The following is a 26742-nucleotide window of genomic DNA, read 5'->3' as shown; positions in this document are numbered from 1 at the left end:
TAAGATAATCGAATTATGAGAATGACGAGGGCCGAAACCAAGGGACGCAACCGCCGCGCCCTCCTGGACGCGGCGTTCCGCGTCGTCTCCCGGGACGGGCACCGGGCCCGGCTCGACGAGATCGCCGAGCGGGCCGGGCTGACCACCGGGGCGGTGTACTCGCTGTTCGGCAGCAAGAGCGGCTTGCTGGGCGCGCTGGTCACCGAGTACCTCCAGCCGCACTACGAGGAGATCGAGCGGGCGGTCCCGGCCGACGCCGATCTCCTGGGTGCGGTCGACGCCTTCGCCCGGTACTACCGGCGGAGCTGTGATGCCGCCGACGCTCCGGCCGACCAGTCGTTGCAGTTCACCCTGCTGGACATGGCCCTGCACGACGCCGAGGTGGGGCCCCGGCTGGCCGCGTCGGTCCGGGCGGGGGAGGAGCGGCTGATCGCCCTGTTCACCGGCCGGCCGCACGAGGGGGCCCCGGTGACACAGCGTCAGGCGCAGCGCCTGGCCACCGCGTTGAGGGCCGTGCTCATCGGCCTCAGCCAGGGCGTGCTTCTCGGCCTCGCTCCGGGCGCCGACGAGCAGTACTTCGCCGACACGGCCCGGGCGTTGGTGTCGGGGGCGAGTCTGCTCGACGGCGGGGGCGAGGGCGGGGGGCCCGAGGGCGGGCCTTCCGTGGGCCCGTCAGCCGGGTGAGCGCGTGAACCGTATCGGCATGTCGACTTTCAGAGTGGATGTGCGGGGTGGGGGCTCAGTTCTTCCCCTCCGGCGCGGATTTCTCGGTGAGGAAGGGGTCGAGCAGGCCCGGCGCGGCCCGGACCGCGAAGTCCAGGCTCTCCCGCGCCTCGATGTCCGGGGTGTCGTACCCGCCGTATCCCGCCGCGGTCATGGTGGAGACGCTCCGCAGCCCGAGGCGGCGCTGGAGGAAGGACTCGCGGATCACGACGGTGCTCACGGCCGAGCGCCGCAGCACGGTCGTGGAGCGGCTGAGGAGTCCGGAACGGGTCACCAGGTAGGCCCCGCTGACCGTGTGGCCGAGCGCGCGGTAGGCGACGAAGGCCGCGCCGAGGGCGCACGGCCACAGGGCGGCGGCCGCCCAGATCGCCGCGTACGGCAGCACGCCGGTCACCGCCATCCACAGCAGGACGAGAGCGGTGCAGGCGGTGGTCAGGGTGGCCCACCAGAGGCGGCGGCGCAGGGCGGCCCTCGGGTGGGGTGTGAGCGGGGCGTGGAGGGGCTTCTCCTCGGCGCCGAGCACCTCGGTCGCCACCCGCCGGGTGACGGACACCGGGCCCCGGGGCAGGATGGCGGCGGGCTGGGACATCGACCACAGGCTGAGTCCGGTGGTGATGAGGCTGGTGTCGCTGACCCCCATCCAGCGCCACAGGACCGGTTCGGATATCTGCACCCCGCGGACGCGGTTCTCGTCGCGGTTGACCTCCCTCGTGGTGAGGAGCCCCTGCCGGGTGCGCAGCATGGTGCCTTCCGGGCCGGGGACCCTGGCCAGCTCGAAGTTGCCGTACTCCAGGAAGTAGGTCACGGCGAGCCCGCCCGCGCCGAGGACGGTGGCGGCGAGGAAGGCGACGGCGGCGGTGCCCGCCCAGCCGAGGGACTCCCAGTCCAGCAGCCCGGAGACGAAGCCGCCGACGTCCACCCCGAAGGTGTCGAGCAGCCAGTAGGTGCCCCACCCGAACCCGACGGCCAGGACGTACGCCCAGCTGTTGAACATGTTGTAGACGACCCACCGGGGGTCGAACCGCGCGAACACGGTGAGGGGCCGGTCCGCGCCGGGCGCCACCGGCTCACTGTGTCCGTGGTCAGGGCGGTTCGGCTCACCGTCCCCGGGGCTGCCGGTTGCGCCGTCCCCGCCCCCGGGGCGGCCGGGCGCGGCGGACGACGTGCCCGCCGGGCCGAACGCGCCCGCCGGGCCGAGGAATTCGTCCCGCAGGGCCCGCGCGGCGGCGGTGCTCACGGCGTCCAGCTTCAGCGCGGACTCGCCGTCGACGGCCTGCTGTCCGGCGCCGATGTTCACCACCCGCAGCCCCGAGAGCCGGTGGCGCAGTCTGGCCTCGATGTTGACGCTGCGGATGCGGTCGCGCTGGATCGACCGGTGCACCCGCAGGAAGACCCCGGTCCTCAGCTCCACGTGCGAAGCGGTGATCCGGTACCGGGTGAAGACCCAGCGGAGGGCGTCGGCGAACGCGCCGATGACCCCGACCACGGCGAACCCGATGAGGGGCCACAGCTGCCCGGAGCCGGGGTTGACCCCGACCACCAGGATGGCGATCCCGGCGGGCGCCAGCGACAGGACGCTCCGGGCGAGATCGACCCAGATCACACGAGGGCTGAGCCGCTGCCAGGGGTGGCCGGAGGAGGTGTCCGAGGGGTGCGGGGCGTCCTCTCCGGGGCGGGGACCTTCCTCACCGGGGCGAGGGCTGCCCTCTCCGGAGCAGCTTCTGTCCTCTCCAGGGCGGGGGCGGTCCTCCCCAAGGCGGGTTCCGTCCTCTCCGGGGCGGGGGGCGTCCTCCTCCGGGAGGGTTCCGCGGGGGTTCACGTGGCATCACCCGGGGTGAGCTGGGCGGTCCGGGTCAGCTCGGCGGCGACCCGTGCGGCGGTCTCCTTGTCCAGCCCGCAGATGTCGACCGCTCCCCGCGAGGACGCGGTGGTCACCCGCAGGGTCGACAGGCCCAGGAGCTGCTCGATGGGGCCCTGGACGGCGTCCACCGTCTGTACGCGGGAGAGCGGCGAGGCCCTCCACTCACGTACCAGCCACCCGGTCCGGGCGTAGACGGCCTCGTCCGTGGTCTCCCAGCGGTGCACCCGGTACCGCCACAGCGGCTCGACCGCCACCTTCACCACCAGGAGTACGGCGAACCCCACCACGGCCACGATCAGCCACGGGCGGGCCGCCTCCCACAGGGCGTACCCGGTGATCGCGGCGGCCAGGAGCAGACCGGAACCGGCGAGGGCGCGGAGCATCCACCAGCCGATGGCCCGGCGTTCGACCGGGTTCGCCGGTGGCCGGAGGGTGAGTTCGGGTATGTCGTGCTCCGGATGGTTCATGCCGGGTCCTTCCCGATGGCGTGGTCGATGAAGTCCAGGAGCACAGCGGTCTGCCCCTTCAGATCGGTGCCGGGGTCCATGGCCCACGACTCCAGGACACCGCTGGCGCAGCGCAGGATGATGTCGGCGACCCCCCGCGTGTCGAACGGCCGCAACTCGCCGTCGCGCTGCCCCCGGGCCAGGATCTCCGCGAGTCCGTCGACCTCCTCGGCGAGTTCGTCGGTGTAGGCGTACGAACCGTCCTCGCTCCGGTGGTTGGCCATGATGTCGCGCATCGCGAGGAACTCGGTGCGGTGGGCGCCGAAGAAGTCCAGCTCGGACTCGATCCAGGCCCGCACCTGCCCGGCGGCCGTCTCCTGCGCCGCGATCCGGGCCTCCATGTACTGCCAGCCCTGGCCGAAGAACTGGGTCGCCACCAGGCGGAGGATCTCGTCCTTGCCGCTGAAGTGGTACGTGATCACGCTTTTGCTGATGCCGGCCTTCTCGGCGATCCGCGCGAACGAGGTGTGGGCGTACCCGACTTCCGCCACCACTGCGGCGGCGGCCTCGACGATCTGGGCGCGGCGGGCCCGCTCGATGAACGACGGGCGTTTCCGGTCGGGCGGACCGGTATTCGTTCGCATGGATGAAATTTAGTCCGATCGGACTGATCCGGCAATGATGCGAGCATCCCCGCTGGTCGGGTGATCCGATGAACGGTGTCGGCATGTCGACTCTTCTGGCTCGCGCGCGCGTGTTTGCGTCGAAGGCCACGACCGGCGGCCCCGGCCCCGGTCCTCCGCGAGCAGCGAAGGGTGCCCTTCCATGTCCCCCACCTCCTGCGCGCGGCTGCGTGACGCCCGTGCGCGCGCCGCCCTCGGGCTGGCCGCCGGGATCGCGGTGCCCGCCGCGCTCCTGGGCGGTCCGCAGGCCGCCGCCCACCCGGCCCCGAACGCCCCCGCCTCCTTAACCACGGGAACGGCGGCCACCGGTGCGGCCGCCGATGAGCAACCCCCCTGCGGGGCCCCGGGGGACAAGGAGTTCCCCATCGCGGCCCGGATGCACGGCGCCCCGACGACGTACGCCTCCGGCGGCGGCTACGGCACCTGGTTCCTCGACCTCACCAACACCACCGGCACCTCCTGCGGCGCCCTGCATCCGGTGCTCGTGCTCACCGACGAGGACCGGAGGCTGGCCGCCGACCAGATCCAGGTGAAGTTCTCCCAGCCCGGCCGCCCCGGAACCGAACACCGGGTCACCTGGGAGAGCACCGACCAGGACGAGCAGATCGGGGTCTTCGACGGGGGCGGCGAGGGCTTCGCGGGGTTCACCGTCCCCGCCGGGAGCACCGTCAGCGTCCGGGTCCGGATGGCGTTCACCTCCGACGCCGTGCCCGGCCGGGTCACCGCCCACGCCGCCGTCGTCCAGCGCCACCACCAGGACAAGGCCAAGGGGGGCGGCCGTGAGGACGGGGACTGGGTGGGGGAGTCGGGGGCGTACCGGTTCGTGATCGTCGACGGGGTCACCGGCGCGTTCCCCCGCCCGGAGCGCTCCGGGGCGGACGTCGGGGGCCGTACGGACGTTCCCGCCGAGCCCCGCCCCCGTACGGAGACATCCCCCTCCGCGCCCGCACCCACGGGCACCGGCTCCCGTACCCCGGAACCCGTCCGTCCGGGCGACCCCGACGGTTCGGCGCCTCCCCGGGTGGACGGCGGCGGCAAGGAACGGCCCGTCCTGCCGCCCCACTACGGGACCGGGCGCCCGCTCCCCGAGCTCGCCCGCACCGGTCCGGAGCTCCTGCCCTGGGCCGGGGCCGCCGCCGCGCTGCTCGTCCTCTGCGGCGGGGCCCTCGTGGTGAAGGGCCGCCGGATGCGCCGGGCGGCGGGCTGACCACGGCCCCCACCGGGGCTCCCACCACGGCCCCCGCCGGGGCGTTCACCCGCGTCTGCCACCATCGGGCGGTGGACTACCCGAACGACCAGGCACCTGGCGCACCGATCCGCTCCGGCATCCCGGAGCACGGCCGCATCCCCAAGTACTACGCGGTCAAGGCGCAGATCTCGCTGCTCATCGATGAGTTGGGCGAGGGCGGGCTCCTGCCCACCGAGCGGGACCTCGCCCTGCGCCACGAGGTGTCGCGCGAGACCGTCCGGCAGGCGCTGCGCGAACTGCTGCTGGAGGGGCGGCTGAGGAGGCAGGGGCGCGGCACCGTCGTCGCCGGACCCAAGCTGGAGCAGCCGCTCTCGCTCGCCAGCTACACCGAGGGGGTCCGGCGCCAGGGCAGACGGCCGGGCCGCCACCTCATCGGGCTGGAGCGCTTCCCCTGCCCCGAGGCGCTCGCCGCCGAGATCGGGGCGGTCCGGGGCGAACCGGTCTGGCACCTGGAGCGCGTGCTCCTCGCCGACGACGAGCGGGTCGGGCTGGAGAGCACGTACGTCAGCGTGGCCCGACTCCCGCGCCTGGATACGGAGTTCGACCCGGACTCCTCCTTCTATGCCTACCTCCGCGACCGGCTCGGCATCGCGTTCGGGGACGCCGACGAGCGCATCGAGACCGTGCTCGCCACCCCCCGCGAGGCCCTCCTCATCGGCACCCCGCCCGCCCTCCCGATGCTCCTGCTCCACCGCCTCTCCCGGGACACGGAGGGGCGTCCGCTGGAGCGGGTGCGGACGCTGTTCCGGGGGGACCGGTTCTCCTTCACCACGCACCTGGGCGGTGGTGACGGCACCACCCGCCGGGGCGGCGGTGACGAGGGCCGCTGAGACAGGCGGAATCCCCGGGTCGGAACTCCTCCGTCGATAACGAAAAGGTAACGGGTCTAGTCCAAGATTGGAGGGTCGTTCACCATCTCGTTGTCGACCGGATGTGTCCGTGACACCAGTCCCGAGGAGCGTGGCCGCCGTGAGAGTCATCGTCGTAGGGGCCGGCGTGGTGGGAACCATGCACGCCTGGCACGCAGTCAGCCGCGGCCACGAGGTCGTACAGATCGAGCGCGAGAGCGAGGCGCGCGGGGCATCGCTCCGCAACTTCGGACAGATTTGGGTCAGCGGCCGGGCCGGTGGCGAGGAGCTGGAAACCGCCCTGCGAGCGCGGGAGTTGTGGGAGGGGATCGGGCGGCGGGTGCCGGGGCTCGGCTTCCGGGCCTGTGGTTCGCTGACCCCGCTGCGGACCCCCGCCGAAATCGCCGTCGCCGAGGCGGCGGTCGCCCGGCCCGACGCCGCCGCGCGTGGCTACAAGCTGCTCGCCGCCGAGGAGGCCCGCGCCCTCAACCCCGCTCTGCGCGGCGAGTTCGCCGCCGCCCTGTGGTGCGAGCGGGACGCGGCGGTCGAGCCGCGTACCGCCCAACTCGCCCTGAAGGCCGAGCTGCTGGCGTCCGGGCGGTACACGTACCTGGGGGGCCGTGAGGTCCGTGACGTCGTCGGGGCCGCCTCCGTGCGCGACGACCACGGTGACATCCACACCGGGGACGCCGTGATCCTCGCGACCGGGGCCTGGCTCGGCGGGCTCGTCCGTGAGCTGGCCGGGCCCGGGCTGCCCGTCCGTCGCGTCCGGCTCCAGATGATGCAGACCGACCCGCTCGGCGAGCCCCTCACCACCTCGGTCGCCGACGCCGACAGCTTCCGCTACTACCCGGCCTACCGCGGCGAGGCGCTCGACGCCCTCAACGCCCACCAGCCGCAGGACCCGGTCGCCACCGAGCACCGCATGCAACTCCTCATGGTGCAGCGGACCGACGGCGGGCTGACCATCGGGGACACCCACGAGTACGAGCACCCCTTCGCCTTCGACACCGTCGAGGAGCCGTACGAGCACCTCACCCGGGTCGTCGAGACCTTCCTCGGGCGGCCCCTGCCCCGCATCAGGCACCGCTGGGCGGGCGTCTACGCCCAGTGCACCGACACCTCACGCGTCGTCCACCGCCAGCAGGTGGCCGACGGGGTCTGGCTGGTGACCGGACCCGGCGGGCGCGGCATGACGTGCTCGCCCGCCATCGCCGAAACGACCGCCGACCAACTGAGCTGGTGAACCTCATGACTTCAGAAACGCAAGCAACGCACGCAGTGCACGCAACGCAAGCAGCGCAAGCAGCGCAAGCAGCGCAAGTGGCGCAGACCGCGGAAGCCCGACGCCTCGACCTCGTCGTCCTCGACATGGCCGGTACCACCGTCGCCGACGGCGGCCTCGTGGAGCAGGCGTTCTCCGCCGCCGCCGAACGCCTCGGCGTACGGACCGGGTCCGCCGAGCACGAGCGCCAACTCGCCTACGTACGCGCCACCATGGGCGAGTCGAAGATCTCCGTCTTTCGCCATCTCTTCGGGGACGAGGAGAAGGCCCAGACCGCCAACACCGCCTTCGAGGAGGCGTACGGAGACCTGGTCGACGGGGGTCGTATCGCCCCGGTCCCCGGGGCGCGGGAAGCGATCGAGCGGCTCACCGCCGAAGGCCGTACCACCGTCCTGACCACCGGGTTCGCCCGTACCACCCAGGACGCCATCCTCACCGCCCTCGGCTGGCAGGACCTCGTCCCCCTCACCCTCTGCCCCGCCGACGCGGGCGGCCGGGGGCGCCCCTACCCGGACATGGTGCTGGCCGCCTTCCTGCGCACGGGGGCGGTGGACGACGTGCGCCGGACCGTGGTGGCGGGGGACACCTCGTACGACATGCTCAGCGGCGTACGGTCCGGCGCCGGGATCGTCGCGGGCGTCCTCACCGGGGCCCACGACCGGGGCCGGCTGGAGCGGTCCGGCGCCACCCACGTCCTCGGGTCCATCGCCGAACTGCCCGACCTCATCGCCCGGGCCGAGGCATGAGCGCCGCAGAACTCACGGGGTGAGAACGGCAAGAAGCTGCTCGACTCCGAGCCCGACTGGGCGGACGTCGGCACCGACCTGGACACGTACATCGACGCCTGGAAGACAGTCACCGGAAGCTGACCGGCCACCTTTCGGCCACGGACCCCTGCCAAGGTCACATCCCGCACCGGGAATCCCGCACCGCACCGCACCGCACAGCTCTGGCTCTGGACTCCGCCCACCCGTCTCGCGAAGGTAACAGGTCTGGTCCAGAGGCACGTTGCTGCCCCCCTGCGCCAACCCCCGTGTCACCGTCCCCCTCTGGAGGATCACGTGTCCCGATCCGTCTCCCGCCGCTCCGTGCTCGCCACCACCGCCGCCGCGGCCACCGTCGCCGCCGTCGGCCCCCTCGCCACCGCCACCACCGCCCACGCGGCCCCGCCCACGCTCCCCAACGGCACCAGCAAGGACAAGGTGCTCGTCGTCGGCATCGACGGGCTGCGCCACGACGTCATCGCCGCCGCGAGCGCCCCGCACCTCAAGGGGATGATGGCGAACGGCACGTACGGCACCTCGCTGCTGTACGCCAACCCGATGGCCGCCACCTCCTCCGGCCCCGGCTGGTCGACCATCTCCACCGGTGTCTGGCCCGACAAGCACGGCGTGAAGGACAACTCCTTCGCGGGCAAGAACTACACGCGCTACCCCGGCTTCCTCGCCCGCCTCGCCCAGGTGCGGCCCGAGCTCTCCACGTACGCCGCCGTCGACTGGAAGCCCCTGGACACCCAGGGCACCGTCACCGCGGGCGCCGACGCCAAGCTCGTCCTGGACGGCGACCGCGACGGCTACACCGGCCATGACGCCACCATCGCCGCCGACACCGAGTCGATCCTGCGGAACCAGAACCCGGACGTCGTCTTCGCCTACCTCGGCCAGGTCGACATCGTCGGCCACAACCTCGGCGCGGCCCACGCCCGGTACCGCGCCGCGATCGACACCGTCGACGGCTACCTGGGCCGGTTCCTCGCCGCGATCAGGGCCCGTCCCTCGTACGCCACCGAGCGGTGGACCGTCATCGTCGCCACCGACCACGGCCACACCAACGCCGGTGGCCACGGCGGCAGTTCCATCGAGGAGCGGCGCACCTTCGTCCTCGCCCAGGGCCCCGGCATCGCCGCCGGTGCCACCCCCGGGGACACCCGGCTCGTCGATGTCGCCGCCACCGTCTTCAAGCAGCTCGGCATCACACCCGACCCGGCCTGGGGCCTGGACGGCAGGCCCATCCAGGAGCGCTCCACCGACCCCTTCGAGACCCTGCGCCCGGCGCTCGCGGGCCGGGCCGACGAGACCGGCATCCCAGCCGGGGTCCTCGGCTGGACCCACACCGCGCCCAGCGGCTGGTCGGTCATCAACTCCGCGATGGGCACCGGGGGAGTGGCCGAGTGGCGCGGCTGGGCCTTCGCCACCGACGAGTTCTGGAGCCGCACCCAGCGCGACCAGTCCCGTGAGCTGAACGTCCGCTCGCGCGGCGTCTTCGCGGTCGCCGACTCCGACGAGTGGGACGACAAGGCGTCCTCGGGCCGGTTCGACTCGACGCTGGTCACCCCGGCGTACGCGGTCGGCGGCAAGTCCTCCGTGACGCTCGACTACACCACCCTCTACCGGCCGGAGGGCAGCCAGAGCGCCCGTGTCCTCGCCTCCTGGAACGGCGGAACCCCGGCCGCCGTCCGCACCTACACCTCCGAGGTCATCTCCCAGCCGCAGTCGCTCAGCCTGAGCGTCCCGGCCGGGGCGACCAACGTGAGCTTCCGGTTCCACTACACCGGCAGCAACAACTGGTACTGGGTGATCGACGGGGTCAAGATCAGCACCAGCTAATTATGCTGGGGGTGCCGGGACGGCGTGGTCCGGGCACCCCCAGCACGCAGTACGCACGGCAGGAGTCCCCGCACATGGCAGACCGCAAGCCGATCACTTCCTGGCTCACCGACATGGACGGCGTCCTCATCCACGAGGGCACCCCGATCCCCGGCGCCGACGCCTTCATCAAGCGGCTGCGGGATTCCGGGCTCCCCTTCCTCGTCCTCACCAACAACTCCATCTACACCGCCCGCGACCTGCACGCCCGCCTCAGCCGCATGGGCCTGGACGTACCCGTCAAGAACATCTGGACCTCCGCCCTGGCCACCGCCCAGTTCCTGGACGACCAGCGCCCCGGCGGCACGGCGTACGTCATCGGCGAGGCCGGGCTCACCACCGCGCTGCACGACATCGGGTATGTGCTGACCGACCACGACCCGGACTACGTGGTGCTCGGCGAGACCCGTACGTACAGCTTCGAGGCGCTCACCAAGGCGATCCGGCTCATCAACGGCGGCGCCCGCTTCATCTGCACCAACCCGGACGAGACCGGGCCGTCCGCCGAGGGCCCGCTGCCCGCCACCGGTTCGGTCGCCGCGCTGATCACCAAGGCGACCGGCAAGGAGCCGTACTTCGCGGGCAAGCCCAACCCGCTGATGATGCGGACCGGGCTCAACGCGATCGGCGCCCACTCCGAGACCAGCGCCATGATCGGCGACCGGATGGACACCGACGTGCTGGCGGGCCTGGAGGCGGGGATGCAGACGTTCCTGGTCCTCACCGGGCTGACGACGGTCGCGGACATCGACCGCTACCCGTTCCGCCCGTCCCACGTCGTCGAGTCGATCGCGAACCTGGTCGACCTCATCGACCTGCCGGACCAGGCGGACCGCACCTGACCTGCGTGGACCGTGTCCGTGGTCCCTCGAATGGAGGACTGCGGATGCGGGCCGTCGGCCCAGGCGTGAACCTTCCCCTAGGAGGTTCACGATGCGTTCAGCGCCCATCACGTTCTGTGCCGCAGCGGCGGCCGCGCTCATAGCCCTGCCCGTCCCCGCCGCCCAGGCATCCCCGGCCGCCCGTGCCGGGGACGACGACCGGAGAACCGGTACCGTCTCGGTCACCCCGTCCACCACCGCCCCCGGCGGGCAGGTGGAACTCTGGGTCGACGTCTGCGGCAAGGGCCGGGAGGCGAAGGGCAACTCCGATGCCTTCACCTCGGTCGCCCACTTCCGGCCCGCCGACGACAAGGGCCTCTTCGCCGAGGCCACCATCCGCTCCGATGCCGAACCCCGCGCCTATGACGTCTGGGTGACGTGCGAGAACGGCAAGGGCAAGGCGACCGGCACCCTCACCGTCATCCACCACAACCGCCCCTCGCCCGTGGCCCCCGTCAAGGCGGGCGGCGGAGGCACCGCCACCCTCGCCGAGCAGGGAGCCGCATCCGAGGGCCCCGGCCTCCGGCACGCGGTGATCGGTCTGGTGCTCGCCGGAGTCGCCTCCGTGGCCGTCGCCCTGCGCACCTCGCGCCGCCGCCGCGACCCGGCCGCGGACTGACATGTCCGCCCCCGACCGCCCGGCAGGCACCGGGCGACTGCTCACCGGAGTGGCCTGGGCCGTACTGCTGCTCGGCCTCTGGCTCTGGGGCCGGGACGCGTCCGGCGGGATGTCGGCCCCGACCACCGGGGACGTCGCCGCCGTCGGCCGCCCGCTCGGGGCCCCGCTGCCCCCGGCGCACGCGCCGATCGAGGGCGCCGCCCCGCGCGGTGTGGAGGTCCCCTCGGTCGGGATCGACGCCCCGGTCGTCCCGCGCGGCCTCGACAAGGACGGGGCCATCGACCCGCCCCCGTACGACCTGCCGCAGACGGCCGGCTGGTACGGCAAGGGCACCCAGCCCGGCGCCGCGGGGGCGGCCCTGCTCGTCGGCCATGTCGACACCGAGACGAAACCGGCCGTCTTCTACGGGCTCAGCGCGGTGCGGCCGGGCGAGAAGGTCCGGGTGACCCGGGAGGACGGCAGCGTCGCCGAGTTCACCGTGGACGACGTCCAGGTCGTCACCCGGGAACGGTTCGACGCCGAGAAGGCGTACGGACCCCGTGTGGACGGCCGGGCGGAGCTGCGGCTGCTCACCTGCGGCGGGACGTACGACAGGAAGACGCGCTCCTACACGGCGAACGTGGTCGTCTCCGCCTATCTCACCGGGGCGGAGGACGCCGAGGACGCGCGGAAGGAGCCGAAGGACCTGAGCCGCGCCTGACGGGCCCCCGGCCCGGACGGAACGAACACCCGGCCCGGCCGGCCGCCCTCCCGGGGCGTGCCGTCCGGGCCGGTCCTCGACCGCGTGCACCGGGCCGCGGGAGTCGCCCGGCGCGGTACGGGAGGTCGGTGCGGTACGGGGCCGATCTCTGCCGCCACTGTAGGGGGACGGGCGCCACGCCCCGGCGGCTTCCGAACAAGATGTCCGGAACCGACGCCTCTGCGTGAGCGTTGTAGGGGCGGAAGACGAGCCCGTTGCCACCGTTGCGGAAGGGGGCCGGGCGCCCACAGAGGCTCCGGGCCCCTGTGCCAGGATGGTCCGGACCGGCAGCACATCGGGGCAAACCAGTGAGAAACAGTGCAGGCAGTGCACCCAAGGGGGAGTGGATGTACGGCAGTTACACCGGCCGGTCCCAGGCGCGCGGGCGCGCGACGGCGGGCATCAGGGCGACCGGTACGGCGGCGGCGGTCTGCGCCGCCCTGCTGCTGTCCGGCTGCTCCGGCGGCGGGGACGACGGCGGCAACGACAAGGACAACGACAGCCCCGCGGCCGTCGAGCAGCAGCCCAAGGCCCAGGACCCGTACTGGGTGAACCCCGAGGGGAACGCGGCCCGGCAGGTCGCCGCGTACACGAAGGACGGCGACGAGAAGAACGCCGCGCTGATCCGGAAGATCGCCGAGCAGCCCGTCGGCGACTGGATCAGCCCGGACAACGCGGAGTCCCAGGTCAAGGGCATCACCGAGGCGGCAGCCAAGGCCGACCGGGAGGCGCTGCTGGTCCTCTACAACATCCCGCACCGCGACTGCGGCCAGTTCTCCAAGGGCGGCGCCGCCGACGGCAACGCCTACCGGGCCTGGCTGGAGAGCGTCGCCAAGGGCATCGGGGACCGCCCGGCCACCGTGATCCTGGAGCCGGACGCCCTGCTCCACCTGGTCGACGGCTGCACGCCCCAGGAGTTCCACGAGGAGCGCTACGACCTCCTCAAGGGCGCCATCGAGCGGCTGAAGCAGCAGCCCGCCACCAAGGTCTACCTGGACGCGGGCAACGCGGCCTGGCAGACGCCCGAGGCGCTGTACCAGCCGCTCCAGCGGGCGGGCATCGCGGAGGCGGACGGCTTCTCGCTCAACGTCTCCAACTTCCAGACGACGGCCGTCTCCACCGAGTTCGGCAAGAAGCTGTCGGCGAAAATAGGGGGCAAGCCCTTCGTCATCGACACCAGCCGCAACGGCAACGGCCCCTACAAGGGTGGCGACCCGGCCGAGACCTGGTGCAACCCGCCGGGCCGCGCGCTCGGCGAGGTCCCGACCACGCAGACCGGCGACGAGCTGGTCGACGCCTACCTGTGGATCAAGCGCCCCGGCGAGTCCGACGGCGAGTGCAAGGGCGGCCCGAAGGCGGGCGACTGGTGGCCGGAGTACGCCCTGGGCCTGGTCCGCGCCACGCAGTAGCGCCCCGGAGCAGGGGAAGGGCCGCGCACCGGAGATCCGTTCCCCGGCGCGCGGCCCTCAGCCGCCGCGTACGTACGGAGTGCGTACGTACGACAGGTCCTACGGCACCTCCACCCACATCCCCTCGGACGGGGTGCCCTTCTCGTCGGTGACGAACAGCATGTACCAGCCCGCCGGTACCAGCGCCCGGCTCTTGGGCACGGTGACGGTGATCCCGTCCGCCGACTTCTCCAGCTCCAGCGCGATCGTGCGCTGGTCGGTGTCGGTGACATGGGTGACCGCCGAGGGCCGCATCAGCTTCGCCGAGGTGATCTTCGAGGCGTGCTGCGTGGTGAACATGCCGGTCCCGCCGCGTTTGATGCGCTTGGGTCCGGCCGTCAGCTCCGGCCGGAAGTCCCGGTAGAGGTAGGGCGGGGTGTAGATCTCGACGCGCTGCTCGAAGACGCCGGGCCGGGTGTTGGCCTTGTCCGCGAAGAGCGAGTCCGAGCCGAAGATCATCACCCGTCCGTCCGGCAGCAGCACGGACCCCGAGTGGTAGTTGCGCCCCACCGCCGGGTCCGCGACCCGCTTGTACGTATCCGTCTTCGCGTCGTACAGCCGGGCCTGGAGCACGTTCGAGTCGCTGCGCCCCCGGTAGTCGCTGGAGCCGCCGGTGACGAGCAGCGAGTCGTCGGGGAGCAGGGAGGCGCTGGGGTAGCGGGTGCCCTCGGAGAGGGAGGCGCCGTCGGTGAACTCCGGGTTCTTCTTCCGGAGGTCGACCAGCCGGGACTTCTCGCTGGACCTCTCCGACTCGCCGACCCCGCCGCCGCCGATCACCATGAACCTGTCGTCCTGGGCGGGAGGCAGCCGTACGGTCGCCGAGGTCTCCATCTGGTCCGGGTCGCTCAGTCCGGGGATCTTCTTGAACTTGTTGGTGGACAGGTCCCAGACGCCCGGGTCGCGGCCCACGTCCGCCGGACCGTAACCGGCGTTGGAGCCGGAGTAGAAGAGCTTGCCGTTGTTGAGGAGGAAGACCGCGGGGTAGGTCGGGAACTTCCGGACGATGCCGGTGTACTCCCACTCCTTGGTCTTCGGGTCGTAGATCTCGTCCTTGCCGGGGACGATCTGCCCGATCTCGTCCAGACCCGAGAGCGCGAGGACCTTGCCGTCCTCCAGCGTCGTCAGGGTCGGGTACCAGCGGGCCTCCTTCATCGGGTCGACCGGGATGTACTTCTCCGCGACCGGGTCGAACTCGAAGGCTTCCCGGATGCCCTGGAAGTCCTTCTTGTCCAGGGCCAGCTTCTGGGCGATCCCGTAGACGTTGCGCTTGTCCGTGCCGGTGAGGCCCGCGATCCGGTAGTTGTCCTCGGTCCCGGTCTCGTACTTCTTGCCGGTCTTCTCCGCCTCGACGTAGATACGGCCGAGACCGGCGTTGTTGTGGAGGAAGGCGCCGGTGTTCTTGTCGAAGACCCGGGTGGCCTTCTCCACCAGCACCGGGTCCTTGGAGATGAACGTCTTGCCGTTGTCCCTGCCCTTGAAGCGGGTGCCCGCGGGCAGGGTGATCGGCTTGTCCGGGTCCTCGTTGTGGACGATCATCAGGCCGCCGGCCTTGGTGACATCGCCCTCCAGCTTCTCGTAGCGCTTGGTGCCGCCGGCTATGAGGAGCTTGCCGTCGGGCAGCTGGGTGTGCCCGGCGCAGAACATGTCCTTGGGCGTGTGGATGTCCTTGAAAGTGTTGGCCTTCGGGTCCCACAGCACCGAGCGGAAGCTCTTGGCGTCGAAGTTCTTCTGGTTGTTCCCGGAGCCCGCGACGAGCAGCACCTTGCCGGTGTGCAGCAGCGCCGCGTGGATCGTGTTGATCCTGAACTCGGAGGGGATGTCCAGGAAGGACCAGTGGCCGTTGGCCGCCTTGTAGTCCGGCTGGTTGATCTTGTACTCGTGGTAGCGCTCGGTGCTGAAACGGTACAGCCACGGCCCGTTCGCCCCCGCGAGCGCGAGAACCACCGCCGTACTGATCGCCAGGCGGCGGGTACGGCGGCTCGGACGGTACTTCATTTCTTACGTCCCCCAAGGGCGATCTGCATGGTCTGGTCGTTGCCGGGTGCGCCGGGCAGTGGCTGGGGCCTGGGCTCCGGGGCCGGTCCGCCGCTGCGGTGCGAGCCGCCCGTCCGGCGTTTCTTCTTCTCGGCGCGGATCGTGTACCGCCAGCCGATGATCGGCGCGGCGGTGATCAGCAGCGCCAGGGAGGCCCACGTGATCATCGCGGGATGGTTGTGGCCGAAGAAGAACGAGGAGACCATCGACGCGCCGAAGACGACGATGAAGAACAGGTGGATGCGGAAGGTGCCGAAGAGGGTGTCCGGGCTGGACGAGTCGCCCTTGGGGGTCACCACGAACGAGCTCTTGCGGCGCAGCACCGCGTCCATCAGCGAGCGGGCGTAGATCGGCGCGGAGAGCGCGGACATCACCATGCCTGCCAGTCCGCCGGAGCCCTCGGGCTCGTGCGGCGAGACGTTGTGGCGGCGGTTCCAGATGTACAGGCCGATCTGGAGCGCGGAGGCGTTCCCGTACAGCATCATCCAGATCGTCGGGTCGATCTGGACACCGGAGGCGCCCATGCCGAGGAACAGGGCGCAGCTGAGGGCCGCGAGAATCCAGTTCATCGCCGACATCGGATAGAAGATGATCATCATCGTGTAGTTGAAGAGCTTGCCTGCGGGCATGGTGCCGAAGCCCTTCCAGAACTGCCCGATGATCGTCTCGTACGTACCACGCGACCAGCGCAGCTGCTGGGTGAAGAAGTCCGTCCACGCGGTCGGGCCCTCGCCGACGGCCAGCACGTCCGGGGTGTAGACCGAGCGCCACTTCTTCCCCGTGACCGGGTTGCGGTGGCGGTGGATCTCGAAGCCGGTGGCCATGTCCTCGGTGATCGAGTCGTACAGGCCGCCGATCTGCTTGAGCGCGGTGATGCGCACCGCGTTGCTCGTGCCGACGAACATGGGGGCGCCGTAGCGGTTGCCCGCGCGCTGGATCAGGGCGTGGAAGAGGAACTGCTGGGACTCGGCGGCCTTGGTGACGAAGGTGTCGTAGTTGCCGTAGACCTGCGGGCCGATGACGAAGCCGATGTCGGGGTCGCGGAAGTAGCCGAGCATCCGCTCCAGGTAGTTGGGCAGCGGGATGTGGTCGGTGTCGACCGAGGCGAAGAAGTCGTAGTCGCCGCCGTGCGCGTCCAGCCAGGCGTTGTAGTTGCCGTGCTTGGTCTTGGCGCGGTGCGGGCCCTTGGCCTGGTTCCAGTGGGCGACGCCCTTGCGGGAGAAGTGGTGCACACCGAGCCGGGCGCAGACCTCCTTGACCGCCGGGTCGTTGCCCTCGTCCAGCAGCCAGACGTGCATCAGCCCGCGGTGGCGGATCTTGACGGCCGCCTCCAGGGTCTTCGTCACCATCTCCAGCGGTTCCTTGCCGGGGACGAAGGAGGTGAGGAAGGCGACCCGGGTGCCGGTCTCCGGCACCACCGGGATCGGGTCCCGGGCGACGAGGGTGGCGTGCGCGTTCGACAGGACGTTCATCGTGCGGAACAGCTCGATCAGCCCGATCGAGACCAGCATGATGATGTCGAGGACCAGCAGGAGATCGTTGTCGAGGTTGGGATCGCGGTCGGTCCAGTGGCTGGGCTGCATCAGCCAGGCGAAGAGACCGAGGGAGACGAGCGGAGCCGCGCCGAGCAGGAGCGCCGCGCGCACACGGTGCGGCTCCTGGGATATCAGCGAGCGGTACTGGACCTTGTACGGCTTGCCCGCGGGGGGCTGCGTCAGCGGCCCGGCCAGCCGGCTGTAGTGCTCGTAGTCGTAGCGCGGCAGCTCTTTCTTCGCACGCCGCCGCTGCCCTCCGGCCTTCAGCTGCGGAGGTATCCGGAGCTGCGTGGTCCGGGAAGCGTCGTTCTCCGGCCGGTCGCCTGGCGGCGTCGACGTCATGGGTCATTCCCCCCGCACGCACGGTGGTGCGTGACTGGTCGGTCTCTGCGTATGCGGCGGGACCCCGGTTCTTCACCGGGCACGCACACGGTGGCGGGCCACCTTCACCACAGACACGGATGGGTGGCCTTCCGGTTGCATGATGCCCCCTCGGTGTCCGTTCCCGAGCGGGACCCCCACCCCGCGGAACGGATAACCGGAACCTCACGCTCTGCTGACCCAACTGTACGGATCACCAGCCCCCTTGGAGCCCCTCGGCCCCCAGACAGATTGTCCGACACCGGACGGGACCGCAAGGGTGAAACACACTGTTTACCGGTCATACGCACGATTTGGGTGATGCTGGTGAAGGGGGCGTGAGGAAGTGACGGTCAGCGCCCCCTGAGCTCCCCATCACTGCCTCGTGACGTTCCGCACTCCATCTGTCGCTGTCCGTAGGGGGTGATGGAGTGTCACTGATCGCGTAACAGGGAATGATCAAGGCCCCCTCACGTTCTGTGAGAGGGCCTTGACCGTGCGTGCGCCGTCAGGGACTCGAACCCCGGACCCGCTGATTAAGAGTCAGCTGCTCTAACCAACTGAGCTAACGGCGCCTGCTGACCTGGAGAACTCTACCCGACTCCGGCAGGTGCTCCAGACCATTTACCCGCCGCCACGCCCTGTCAGATGGTCGTTTTTTCTCATTGGTCCGTCAAAATGCCTTATGTCGGGAGTGTTAAGACAGTGACGCCCGTCGCAGCTGCGCCCAAAGATCCTGACGAGTGACGAGTGCGGAGGGGAATCGCATGACTGTGCCGGTCTTCGAGGAGTACGAACCCGCCATCGACTGCACCTGTGCGGGGTGCGCCCTGCAACGGCGGGCCGCAGCCGCGCGGGCCGTCCCGGTGCGGTGCGGCGGCCACCCCGCCGCGCACGGAGCCCGCCGCGCCCTGGTCCTGGCCACCGCCGCCGGAATGGTCCTCTCCTGCGGGGCCGCCGAAGCGGCGGCCGCCGCCGGACACAGCGCCAAGGCCCCCCGCGCCGACCAGGACCCCGCCCCCGAACCGGCCACCCCGCAGGGCGAGAAGGGCCCGCTGAAGGGGGCCGGTGCCTCCGGGCCGCCGTCCGACGGCTCCGACAGCGCGGTCCTGGCGAAGACCACCCGGGCCGAGATCATCAACCGGGCCAAGCGGTGGGTCGCCGCGAAGGTCCCGTACAGCATGGAGAAGTACTGGTCGGACGGGTACCGCCAGGACTGCTCCGGCTATGTCTCGATGGCCTGGAACCTCGGCACCAACGAATGGACCGGCAGCCTCGCGAGCTACGGGACCCGGATCGCCCGCGCCGACCTCCAGCCCGGCGACATGCTCCTCTTCCACAACCCCGCCGACCCCTCCAAGGGCTCCCACGTCACCATCTTCGGCGGCTGGACCGACTACAACCGCACCCACTACATCGCCTACGAACAGGCGCGCCCGCGCACGCGGAAGCAGTCGACGCCGATGGCGTACTGGAACAACTCCGACCGGTACGTCGCCTACCGCTACAAGGGCCTCGGCGCGGGCACGCCCGGCTCCGGCTCCTCCACCGCCTTCCCCGGCGCCGATCAGTTCGGCCCCGGCGCGGACAACGCCCATGTCACCCGGCTCGGCGAGATGCTGGTGGCGCGCGGCGGAAAACGGTTCTACGAGATCGGCCCCGGCCCCGTGTGGGGCGCGGCGGACCGGCGGGCCACGCAGGCGTTCCAGCAGGCGCAGGGGTGGCGCGGCGCGGAGGCGGACGGCATCCCCGGCCCGGACACCTGGCGCCTGCTGACCACGGGCACCGGCCGCGACATCCCGGCCGCGGTGACGGGCGGCAGCCCGAACACCTCCTTCGCCTTCCCCGGGCGCGGCTATTTCCAGCCGGGCCAGTCCAACAGCCATGTCGACCGGCTCGGCAGACAGTTGGTGAAGAAGGGATACGGCAAGCACTACGTGTCGGGCCCCGACCCGCGCTGGACCGAGGCGGACCGCCGCAATGTCGAGGCGTTCCAGCGGGCCCAGGGCTGGCGCGGCAGCGCGGCCGACGGATACCCGGGGCCGGAGACCTGGCGCCGGCTCTTTGCCTGAGGGACCTGAGGGACCTGAGGGACCTGAGGTGCCTGAGGTGCCGATGGCCTGAGGTCCTGGAGACCTGAGGTCCTGAGGTCCTGAGGGATGACGGAATACACGGATACGGATGACGGAAAGGAACAGGGAACCGGTGACCCCAGACCAGAACCCCCAGCCCCAGCGCCTCACCGACCACGACCCACGCGGCGAGACCCCCATGCCGCTGATCGACGACGTCGCGCTGCACCCCGCGCCGCATGCCACGCTGCCGCCACTGTTCCGGCCGAAGGAGGAGGGGCCCTCGGTGGCCGATCCGGGGCCGGGGGCGGGGGCGGACCCGGGGGCGGGATCGGACCCCGGGCCGGGCTTGGGCCAGGGCTTGGACCCGGTGGAGGGCTTGGGGCGGGTGGGGGAGCCGTGGTCGGTGGGAGGCAAGGTCGGTGTTCCCGGGCCTGGCGCGGTCCCGGAGGTGGATGAGGTTGGTGCTTCTGGGGCGGGCCCGGAGCTGAACCTGATGGGGGAGGAGGTCGGCGCTCCGGCCCCTGCTCCTGCCTCTGCCCCGGGGACGGGCGAGGGCGGTGACTCCGGCCCCAGCTTGGGCCTGGGCTCCGGCCCGGGCCCGGGCCGGGACCTGGGTTCCGATCCCGGCCCGGGCCGGGACCTGGGTTCCGACCCCGACCCCGACCCGGGCCAGGACCCGGGCCTGGGCCCCCGCCCGGTCTCCGAGCCGAGCCCCGACCTGGACCCGCGCCCGACCCCGGGGTCAAGCCCCGACCCCGCCCTCCGCCCGGCCTCCAAGCCCAGCCCCGACCTGCACCCGGACCCGACCTCGGCCCCGAGCCCCGACCCCGCCCCCCGCCCGACCCCGGAGTCGAGCCCCGCCCCAGACCCCCGCCCGGCCTCCGAGCCGGACACCCCGCGCAAGCCGGTACGCCTGGATCACCCGGGCCGGAGCCTGCACCTGGAGCCCGGGGCTCCGCACGTCCGGTCCGTTCGTCCTGAGGAGGGGCCCGGGGCCGCCGTGCCCTCCGACGGCCCCCCGCGTTTCCAGCCCGTCCGGCGTTTGAGGACGGACCCCTCGGCGGAGTGGACCCCGCTTCCCGCGTACGGCGAAGAGGCCGGGCCCCGCCCGAAGCCCGTCTCCGACGCGCGTACGGACCGGGGCCCGGGCGCCCCCTCCGCCCAGGCCGGCGACCTCGGCCCCGACACCGAACTGGACCTCGTCCTCGACCTGGCCCCCGGTGCCCGCGCCACCTCCGCCACCTTCTCCGTACCGGGCCCGCAACCCCCGCCCCACCCCCGCCGCCACTCCGTCATCCTCAACGAGTCCACCGCCTCCATTCCCGTACACCTGCTCTTCCGTGACGATCCGGAGACCCCCGAACCCACCGCACTCCCCACAGCCGTGGCCCACCGCACCGGTACCGGCCCCGGCCACCGCACCGGTACCGGCCCCGCCGACCGCACCCCCCGGCCCCGCTCACCCCACCCCCGCGTCGAGCCCCCCACCCGCCCCGCCCCGCTCGCCGACCCCCGGCTCGCCGAGCGTCCCGGGCCCGCCCTCTCCGGGTATGCCGCCCTGCTCGCCGGAGCCGCCGGGCTCCTCGGCGTACTGGCGCTCCTCTGGTGGCGCGGTGCTCTGCCCGCCGCCGTCCAGGGGGCCGTCGGCCTGGCCCCGCGCCCGTACGAGGGGATCGGCGCCGGGGCCTGGGCCGGGCTCGCCCTCCTGGCCGCGTTCGTCGTCCTCGCGCTCGGCGGGCTGGGCCGGGGGCGCGTCGGGTACGCCTGGGTGCTCACGCTCTTCGGCGACTACCGGGGGAGCGTCCGGCGCACCGGCCTGGTCTGGGTCTCGCCCCTGCTGCTGCGCCGCCGTGTCGACGTACGCCTGCGGCACTGGCGCAGCGAACCGCTCCCCGCCGTGGACGCCAACGGCACCGCCCTGCGGGTCGTCGTCCTGGTGGTCTGGCGGATCAAGGACACCGTGCGCGCCGCCCTCGGGATCGAGGACCACGAGGCGTATCTGCGGGCACAGGTCGAGTCCGCGATGGCCCGGGTCCTCTCGCAGCTGCCCGCCGACGCGTTCCACGAGGACGCCCCGACTCTCCGTGACGCGGAGGCAGTTGGCGACGCGCTGACCCGGATGCTGAAGGCGGACTGCGAGCCGGTCGGGGTGGAGGTGTACTCGGCGCAGCCGACCGGGATCGAGTACGCCCCCGAGGTCGCGGCGGCGATGCAGCGGCGGCGGATCGCCGCCATCGACGCCAAACACCGTGACAGCGTGCTGACTTCGGTGGTGGACGCGGTGGACGACACCGTCAACCGGCTCACCACGCGCGGCATCGTCGAGCTCGATGACTACGAACGCAAGGCGCTGGTCAAGGACTTGACGGTCGCCTTCTACACCGGCCGCAGCGGCGGGGGAGACGGGGCCTGAACGGACCGTACGCGATCGAAGGGGCCCGGGAGCGTGACACCGGGCCCCTTTCCGCTGCCCGGAATCCGAGGCTCATTGGTCTGGACATGTTCATGTGGCGTCAATAATCTAAGACTTGGTCTAGACCGCAGATCCCCATCACGCACCACACATCACGCACCACGTACCAAGCGCGCAGCATGTCGAGCAGTGCTCATGAACCTCCCCCACGTTCTAGAGGAGCGACAGCAATGCGGAAAAAGGTAAGCGCGGCCGTGCTCGGCCTCGCGGTAGCGGGCGTTTCGGTGCTCGCCACCACCAGCGCCAGCAGTCACGGCTACACGGACTCCCCCATCAGCCGCCAGAAACTCTGTGCCAACGGCACGGTCACCGGCTGCGGCAACATCCAGTGGGAGCCGCAGAGCGTCGAGGGGCCCAAGGGCTTCCCGGCCGCGGGTCCCGCCGACGGCAAGATCTGCGCCGGCGGCAACGGTCAGTTCGCCCAGCTCGACGACCCGCGCGGCGGCAACTGGCCCGCCACCCAGGTCACCGGCGGACAGGGCTACAACTTCCGCTGGCAGTTCACCGCCCGCCACCGGACCAGCGACTTCCGCTACTTCATCACCAAGAACGGCTGGGACTCCACCAAGCCGCTCACCCGGGCCGCGCTCGAATCGCAGCCCTTCATGACCGTGCCGTACGGGGGCCAGCAGCCGCCGGCCACGCTGACCCACCAGGGCACGATCCCCACCCAGAAGACCGGCAAGCACATCATCCTCGCCGTCTGGGACGTCGCGGACACCGCGAACGCGTTCTACGCGTGCTCGGACGTCAGGTTCTGACGCCTCCCGGGGTAGCCGTACGACTGCCCTGACCTTCCGCTGTGGCTCGAAACGGCGGCCCTGAGCCGGGGCCGCCGTTGGCGTCCGCCGCGGCGTGAGCGGGGTGGGAACAGCACAGTGGGCGGTCTCCGTGAAGGAGACCGCCCACTGGTGTGTCGTGCGCCGTCAGGGACTCGAACCCCGGACCCGCTGATTAAGAGTCAGCTGCTCTAACCAACTGAGCTAACGGCGCCTGCTGACTCGAAAATAATACCTGGTCCGGAGGGGTGCTGATGACACCCGCCCGCCGAGGCCCCTACGCGCCCCGGCGGGAGCCGACGGCGTCCGGGATCAGCGGGCCGATCCAGGCGGCGAACGGCTCCCACAGCTCCGCCCCCGCCGCCCGGACGATCTCGTTGGGGTCCTCGGCGGCCTCGAGGCCGAGGTGCTCCCGCAGCCAGACGCGGAACGCCGGGTTCTCCGGGCAGGGGTCCCACTCCTCGCCCTCCTCTTCCTCCTCCTCGCGCTCGTCGTAGTAGTCGAGGCTGTCCCATGCGCACATCGGGGACCAGCCGGCGGCGACGACGCGCAGCAGCTCGGGCAGATCGCGGGCCACGACATGGACCCCGCCCTCGTCGCCGAGGAGGAGGACCGGCAGCGTCGCGAGGTCGGCGCGGTCGTCCCGCAGCCAGATCGCGTACGTGGAGCCGGAGCCGTTCGCCTGGGCGAAGGGCCGGACCTGGCTGGAGAGCGGGGGGTAGCCGCCGTCGTCCTCGTCGGACGGGAGCAGCTCGAAACCGGGGGCGTAGTAGTCGTCGACGCTGCCGTCGAACTCCTTGAGCAGCTCCAGCAGCGGTATCGGTGGGTGCATGGCGGCGACGTTACCCGCTGCCGGGGACCGGGCCTGGCGGCCACGGAACCAGGGCGCCCGGCCGCCCGCGGTGCCGGAGGAGAAGGCCCCCGGCGGCTACAGCGCCAGTGACAGCAGGACCGGGGCCGCGCGCCGGTTCAGGGTGTCCGCCGCCTCGCGGAGGCGGTGGGCCTCCTCGATGGGCAGGGAGAGGGCGAGGCAGCCTGCGGTGGCCCCGGCCGTCAGCGGGACCGCCGCGCAGACGGTGCCCAACGCGTACTCCTGGAGGTCCAGCACCGGGACCGTGGCGGGCTGGGCGTCCAGCTTGGCGAAGAGGACCTTCTCGCTGGTGATCGTCCGCGAGGTGAGCCGGGCGATCCGGTGCCGGGAGAGGTGGTCGCGCCGCCCCTCGTGGTCGAGCTGGCCCAGCAGGCACTTGCCGACCGCGCTGGCGTGTGCGGAGGAGCGGAAGTCCACCCACTCGTTGACCGCCGGGGTGAGCGGGCCGTCGGCGACCTGGACGACGCTGACCTCGCCGTCCACGTACCGGCTGAGGTAGACGGCGGCGCCGACCGCGTCGCGCAGCTGGTCCATGGCGAGCTGGAGCCTGCTCTCCAGGGCCTGGCGGCGGGCCGCCCCGGAGCCGAGGAGGAGCAGCGAGGCCCCTATGACGTACGCGCCGTCGCCGACCTGCTCGACGTACCCCTCGCGGCGCAGCGTCAGGAGCAGGGGAGCGAGGTGTCCGGCCGGCAGCCCTGTCTCGCGGGAGATCCGGGCCTCGGTCACACCGTCGCCGTGCCGGGAGACCGATTCGAGCACGCGCAGGGCGTACTGCACCGAGTGGAACGGTGCGGTCGGCTCGGGCTTCAACGCCACGGTGTCCCCCTACAAGGTTGTGACCGCAAGCTTCGGCCCCACGATAGCGGCCGGGCCCCGCTTTCGGGGCGCCAGTTGACGAGTCAGTAGGGGCGCCCCGGCCCCGTCAGCTGGGGCGCACCCTTCTGGCATATGCCAGCGTCATGGTCGATGCTTCAACCGCGAGGTCACAGCACCGCGTTGAGGAACTCGCGCGTACGTTCGTGCGAGGGATCGGAGAAGATTTTCTCCGGGGTCCCGGACTCCACGACCCGCCCCGCGTCGAACATCAGCACCTTCTCGGAGACGTCCCGGGCGAAGTTCATCTCATGGGTGACGCAGAGCATGGTGATGTCGGTGTTCCGGGCGATGTCGCCGAGCAGCTCCAGCACCCCCGCCACCAGCTCCGGGTCCAGCGCCGACGTCACCTCGTCCAGCAGCAGGATCTCCGGCTCCATCGCCAGCGCCCGCGCGATGGCCACCCGCTGCTGCTGGCCGCCGGAGAGCTGGGAGGGGTGCGCGTCGACCTTGTCGGAGAGCCCCACCAGCTCCAGCAGCTCCCGGGCCCGGGTCTCCGCCTCCTCGCGGCTCTTGCCCAGGACGCTGACGGGCGCCTCGGTGATGTTCTGGAGCACCTTCATGTTGGGGAAGAGGTTGAACTGCTGGAAGACCATCCCGATCTTCTTCCGGGACTCCCGCAGCTGCTTCTCGCCCGCGGGCTTCAGCGCCCCGCCCGGGGTGCGGACGTGGGAGAGCGGGGAGCCGTTCACCCAGATCACCCCGTCGCTGACCTTCTCCAGCGTCATCAGCAGCCGCAGGATCGTGGTCTTGCCCGAGCCGCTGGGCCCGATCAGGGTGACGTGCTCGCCGCGGTCGACCGTGAAGTCCAGCTGGTCCAGCACCACATGGTCGCCGTACCGCTTGACCACCTTGTCGAAGCGGACCAGCGGCCCGTCCGTGCTCCCGGCCGCCGGGACCGCGTCCTCGGGGGCCGGGGCCGCTGTCTTCTTCAGGGGGAGGGGTTCAGTGGCCAAGGCGCTTCTCCAGCTTTCTCATCAACAGCGACGTGGGGTAGCTCGCGACCAGGAAGACCAGACCCGCGAGGGTGAACGCCTCGGTGTACGCGAAGTGCTCGGCCCCGTACTTCCGGGCCTCGAAGACCATCTCCTGCACCATGATCACGGCGAGGAACGGGGTCTCCTTGAACATCGAGATCGCGTAGTTCCCGAGGGCGGGCAGCACGTTGCGCACCGCCTGCGGCAGGATCACGGCCTGCCAGGCCCGCCGGGGCGGCAGCGACAGCGCGCGGCACGCCTCCCACTGGCCCTTCGGTACGCCGTCGATCCCGGCCCGGTAGACCTCGGAGGTGTACGCGGCGTAGTGGACGCCCAGCACCGCGATGCCGATGACCAGCGGCTCGACCGTGTTGAACAGGGCCGCCGCGCCCACCAGTTGGACCAGCAGCGGGGTGGAGCGGACGAACTCCATGACGACCCGCACCGGGACCGTCACGAACCTGCTCGGCGCCCGCCCGGCCATCGCGACCGCCAGCCCCAGCACGGCCGCCACCAGGGTGCCCAGCACGGTGGCCAGCAGAGTGACCTTGAAGCCCTGGAGCACCAGGGGCAGGACATCCCCGGCAGCTTCCCAGTCGAAGCCGTTCACGCGGCACCTCCCGTGGTGGCGGTGGTCGCGCTGCGGCTCTTGAACAGGCTCTTCGCGCCGGGCTCCAGGCCGAGCCGCCGCTTGGCGGTCCGCTCCAGCAGGTTCATCAGCAGCGTCAGCGCGTAGGCCAGCACGAAGTAGGCGGCCAGCAGGGTCAGATAGGCGGTGAGTGTCTCACCGGTACGGTCGCGCAGCGTCTGGACCACCGTCATCAGATCGGCGGCCGAGATCAGCCAGAGCAGCGGGGTCGCCTTCAGCAGCTGGATCAGCAGATTGGTGAAGCTCGGGATCATCTGCACCCACGCCTGCGGCAGGATCACCTTCCACAGCCGCCGGGCCGGGCTCAGATTGAGCGCGATCGCCGCCTCGTACTGCCCGCGTGGTACGGAGTTGACGGCACCGCGCACCACTTCAGCGCCGTACGCACCGAAGTTGAGGCCGAACGCGACCACCCCGCAGACCAGCGGGGTGAGTTCGTACCCCGTCAGCGGCGGCATCGCGTAGTAGAGCCAGAACAGCTGGACGTAGAGGGAGGTGCCCCGGAAGAACTCCACGACCACCCGGGAGACCCCGCGCGCCAGGAGCAGCCGGCTGCCCGCCATCAGACCCAGCGCGAAGGCCAGGACGAGAGCGAGCAGCGCGCCGAGGACCGTGGCCTCCAGCGTCACCCACAGCCCTGACCGCACCTGGGGGAACTCCTCGGCGAGGAGGGAGAAGAAGTCACTCAT

Annotated in this window: 23 protein-coding genes and 2 tRNA genes; 13 read left to right on the top strand and 12 right to left on the bottom strand. The window is 71.5% G+C overall.

Annotated elements, in window-relative coordinates; translation table 11 throughout:
• Nucleotides 1-21: 21 nt before the first annotated feature.
• On the top strand, nt 22-684 hold the full coding sequence (locus tag B7C62_11000) for a TetR family transcriptional regulator (GenBank protein ARF72743.1): 663 nt from the start codon (nt 22-24) through the stop codon (nt 682-684).
• A 55-nt stretch (nt 685-739) separates the two neighbouring features.
• Here the strand turns inward: B7C62_11000 and B7C62_10995 are convergent, their stop codons facing one another.
• The 3 genes from B7C62_10995 to B7C62_10985 form a co-directional block, all read right to left on the bottom strand.
• Nucleotides 740-2326 (bottom strand): hypothetical protein, encoded by a 1587-nt coding sequence (locus B7C62_10995; GenBank protein ID ARF72742.1) that lies wholly within the window; start codon nt 2324-2326, stop codon nt 740-742.
• 212 nt (nt 2327-2538) lie between these two features.
• The gene (locus tag B7C62_10990) at nt 2539-3051 is read right to left on the bottom strand and encodes a hypothetical protein (protein ARF72741.1); all 513 of its coding nucleotides are present in this window, start codon (nt 3049-3051) and stop codon (nt 2539-2541) included.
• On the bottom strand, nt 3048-3674 hold the full coding sequence (locus B7C62_10985) for a TetR family transcriptional regulator (GenBank protein ARF72740.1): 627 nt from the start codon (nt 3672-3674) through the stop codon (nt 3048-3050). Before B7C62_10985 ends, B7C62_10990 begins: the two co-directional genes overlap by 4 nt.
• Nucleotides 3675-3855: 181 nt before the next feature.
• Between B7C62_10985 and B7C62_10980 the strand changes: the two genes are divergently transcribed.
• The 9 genes from B7C62_10980 to B7C62_10940 all read left to right on the top strand — a co-directional run bounded on the left by B7C62_10980 (nt 3856) and on the right by B7C62_10940 (nt 13388).
• Nucleotides 3856-4920 (top strand): peptidase, encoded by a 1065-nt coding sequence (locus tag B7C62_10980; GenBank protein ID ARF72739.1) that lies wholly within the window; start codon nt 3856-3858, stop codon nt 4918-4920.
• 71 nt (nt 4921-4991) lie between these two features.
• Nucleotides 4992-5792: a GntR family transcriptional regulator gene (locus B7C62_10975; GenBank protein ID ARF72738.1), complete on the top strand. Its 801-nt coding sequence runs from the start codon at nt 4992-4994 to the stop codon at nt 5790-5792.
• Nucleotides 5793-5931: 139 nt separating this feature from the next.
• Nucleotides 5932-7056 (top strand): FAD-dependent oxidoreductase, encoded by a 1125-nt coding sequence (locus tag B7C62_10970; protein ARF77094.1) that lies wholly within the window; start codon nt 5932-5934, stop codon nt 7054-7056.
• Between the two features lie 77 nt (nt 7057-7133).
• Nucleotides 7134-7841 (top strand): haloacid dehalogenase, encoded by a 708-nt coding sequence (locus B7C62_10965; protein ARF72737.1) that lies wholly within the window; start codon nt 7134-7136, stop codon nt 7839-7841.
• Between the two features lie 315 nt (nt 7842-8156).
• Nucleotides 8157-9701, top strand: a complete 1545-nt coding sequence (locus tag B7C62_10960; protein ID ARF72736.1) for a nucleotide pyrophosphatase — start codon at nt 8157-8159, stop codon at nt 9699-9701.
• Between the two features lie 74 nt (nt 9702-9775).
• Nucleotides 9776-10582: an HAD family hydrolase gene (locus B7C62_10955; protein ARF72735.1), complete on the top strand. Its 807-nt coding sequence runs from the start codon at nt 9776-9778 to the stop codon at nt 10580-10582.
• Nucleotides 10583-10673: 91 nt separating this feature from the next.
• On the top strand, nt 10674-11240 hold the full coding sequence (locus B7C62_10950) for a hypothetical protein (protein ID ARF72734.1): 567 nt from the start codon (nt 10674-10676) through the stop codon (nt 11238-11240).
• A 1-nt stretch (nt 11241) separates the two neighbouring features.
• The gene (locus B7C62_10945) at nt 11242-11940 is read left to right on the top strand and encodes a class F sortase (GenBank protein ID ARF72733.1); all 699 of its coding nucleotides are present in this window, start codon (nt 11242-11244) and stop codon (nt 11938-11940) included.
• Nucleotides 11941-12326: 386 nt separating this feature from the next.
• Nucleotides 12327-13388, top strand: coding sequence for an endoglucanase (locus tag B7C62_10940; protein ARF72732.1), 1062 nt, complete (start codon nt 12327-12329; stop codon nt 13386-13388).
• Nucleotides 13389-13487: 99 nt separating this feature from the next.
• On the opposite strand, the gene B7C62_10935 is transcribed toward B7C62_10940, so the two are convergent.
• The 3 genes from B7C62_10935 to B7C62_10925 all read right to left on the bottom strand — a co-directional run bounded on the left by B7C62_10935 (nt 13488) and on the right by B7C62_10925 (nt 17931).
• A complete protein-coding gene (locus B7C62_10935) occupies nt 13488-15422 on the bottom strand; it encodes a galactose oxidase (protein ID ARF72731.1) in 1935 nt (644 codons plus the stop codon).
• Nucleotides 15419-17338 (bottom strand): glycosyl transferase, encoded by a 1920-nt coding sequence (locus B7C62_10930; GenBank protein ARF72730.1) that lies wholly within the window; start codon nt 17336-17338, stop codon nt 15419-15421. The genes B7C62_10935 and B7C62_10930 overlap by 4 nt, the downstream gene beginning before the upstream one ends.
• Before the next feature lie 519 nt (nt 17339-17857).
• Nucleotides 17858-17931: transfer RNA gene (locus B7C62_10925), tRNA-Lys, on the bottom strand.
• Nucleotides 17932-18123: 192 nt separating this feature from the next.
• Between B7C62_10925 and B7C62_10920 the strand changes: the two genes are divergently transcribed.
• The 3 genes from B7C62_10920 to B7C62_10910 all read left to right on the top strand — a co-directional run bounded on the left by B7C62_10920 (nt 18124) and on the right by B7C62_10910 (nt 22665).
• Nucleotides 18124-19428: a hypothetical protein gene (locus B7C62_10920; GenBank protein ARF72729.1), complete on the top strand. Its 1305-nt coding sequence runs from the start codon at nt 18124-18126 to the stop codon at nt 19426-19428.
• Nucleotides 19429-19627: 199 nt separating this feature from the next.
• Entirely contained in the window at nt 19628-21844 is a 2217-nt protein-coding gene (locus B7C62_10915; GenBank protein ARF77093.1) for a Band 7 protein, read from the top strand.
• A 230-nt stretch (nt 21845-22074) separates the two neighbouring features.
• On the top strand, nt 22075-22665 hold the full coding sequence (locus tag B7C62_10910) for a chitin-binding protein (protein ID ARF72728.1): 591 nt from the start codon (nt 22075-22077) through the stop codon (nt 22663-22665).
• Nucleotides 22666-22820: 155 nt separating this feature from the next.
• On the opposite strand, the gene B7C62_10905 is transcribed toward B7C62_10910, so the two are convergent.
• From B7C62_10905 to B7C62_10880, 6 genes are all read right to left on the bottom strand, one after another.
• A tRNA-Lys gene (locus tag B7C62_10905) sits at nt 22821-22897 on the bottom strand.
• A 63-nt stretch (nt 22898-22960) separates the two neighbouring features.
• Complete coding sequence (locus tag B7C62_10900; protein ID ARF72727.1) at nt 22961-23515, bottom strand: hypothetical protein; 555 nt, start codon at nt 23513-23515, stop codon at nt 22961-22963.
• A 96-nt stretch (nt 23516-23611) separates the two neighbouring features.
• Entirely contained in the window at nt 23612-24370 is a 759-nt protein-coding gene (locus B7C62_10895) for an IclR family transcriptional regulator (protein ARF72726.1), read from the bottom strand.
• A 167-nt stretch (nt 24371-24537) separates the two neighbouring features.
• A complete protein-coding gene (locus B7C62_10890) occupies nt 24538-25383 on the bottom strand; it encodes an ectoine/hydroxyectoine ABC transporter ATP-binding protein EhuA (GenBank protein ID ARF72725.1) in 846 nt (281 codons plus the stop codon).
• Nucleotides 25373-26014: an ectoine/hydroxyectoine ABC transporter permease subunit EhuD gene (locus tag B7C62_10885; protein ARF72724.1), complete on the bottom strand. Its 642-nt coding sequence runs from the start codon at nt 26012-26014 to the stop codon at nt 25373-25375. Before B7C62_10885 ends, B7C62_10890 begins: the two co-directional genes overlap by 11 nt.
• Nucleotides 26011-26742: an ectoine/hydroxyectoine ABC transporter permease subunit EhuC gene (locus B7C62_10880; protein ID ARF72723.1), complete on the bottom strand. Its 732-nt coding sequence runs from the start codon at nt 26740-26742 to the stop codon at nt 26011-26013. Before B7C62_10880 ends, B7C62_10885 begins: the two co-directional genes overlap by 4 nt.

The sequence above is a fragment of the Kitasatospora albolonga genome (assembly GCA_002082585.1).
Taxonomy (GTDB): Bacteria; Actinomycetota; Actinomycetes; order Streptomycetales; family Streptomycetaceae; genus Streptomyces; species Streptomyces stephensoniae.
The sequence above is the reverse complement of the archived record's forward strand: the minus strand, read 5'-3'. Positions and strand labels throughout refer to the sequence as shown.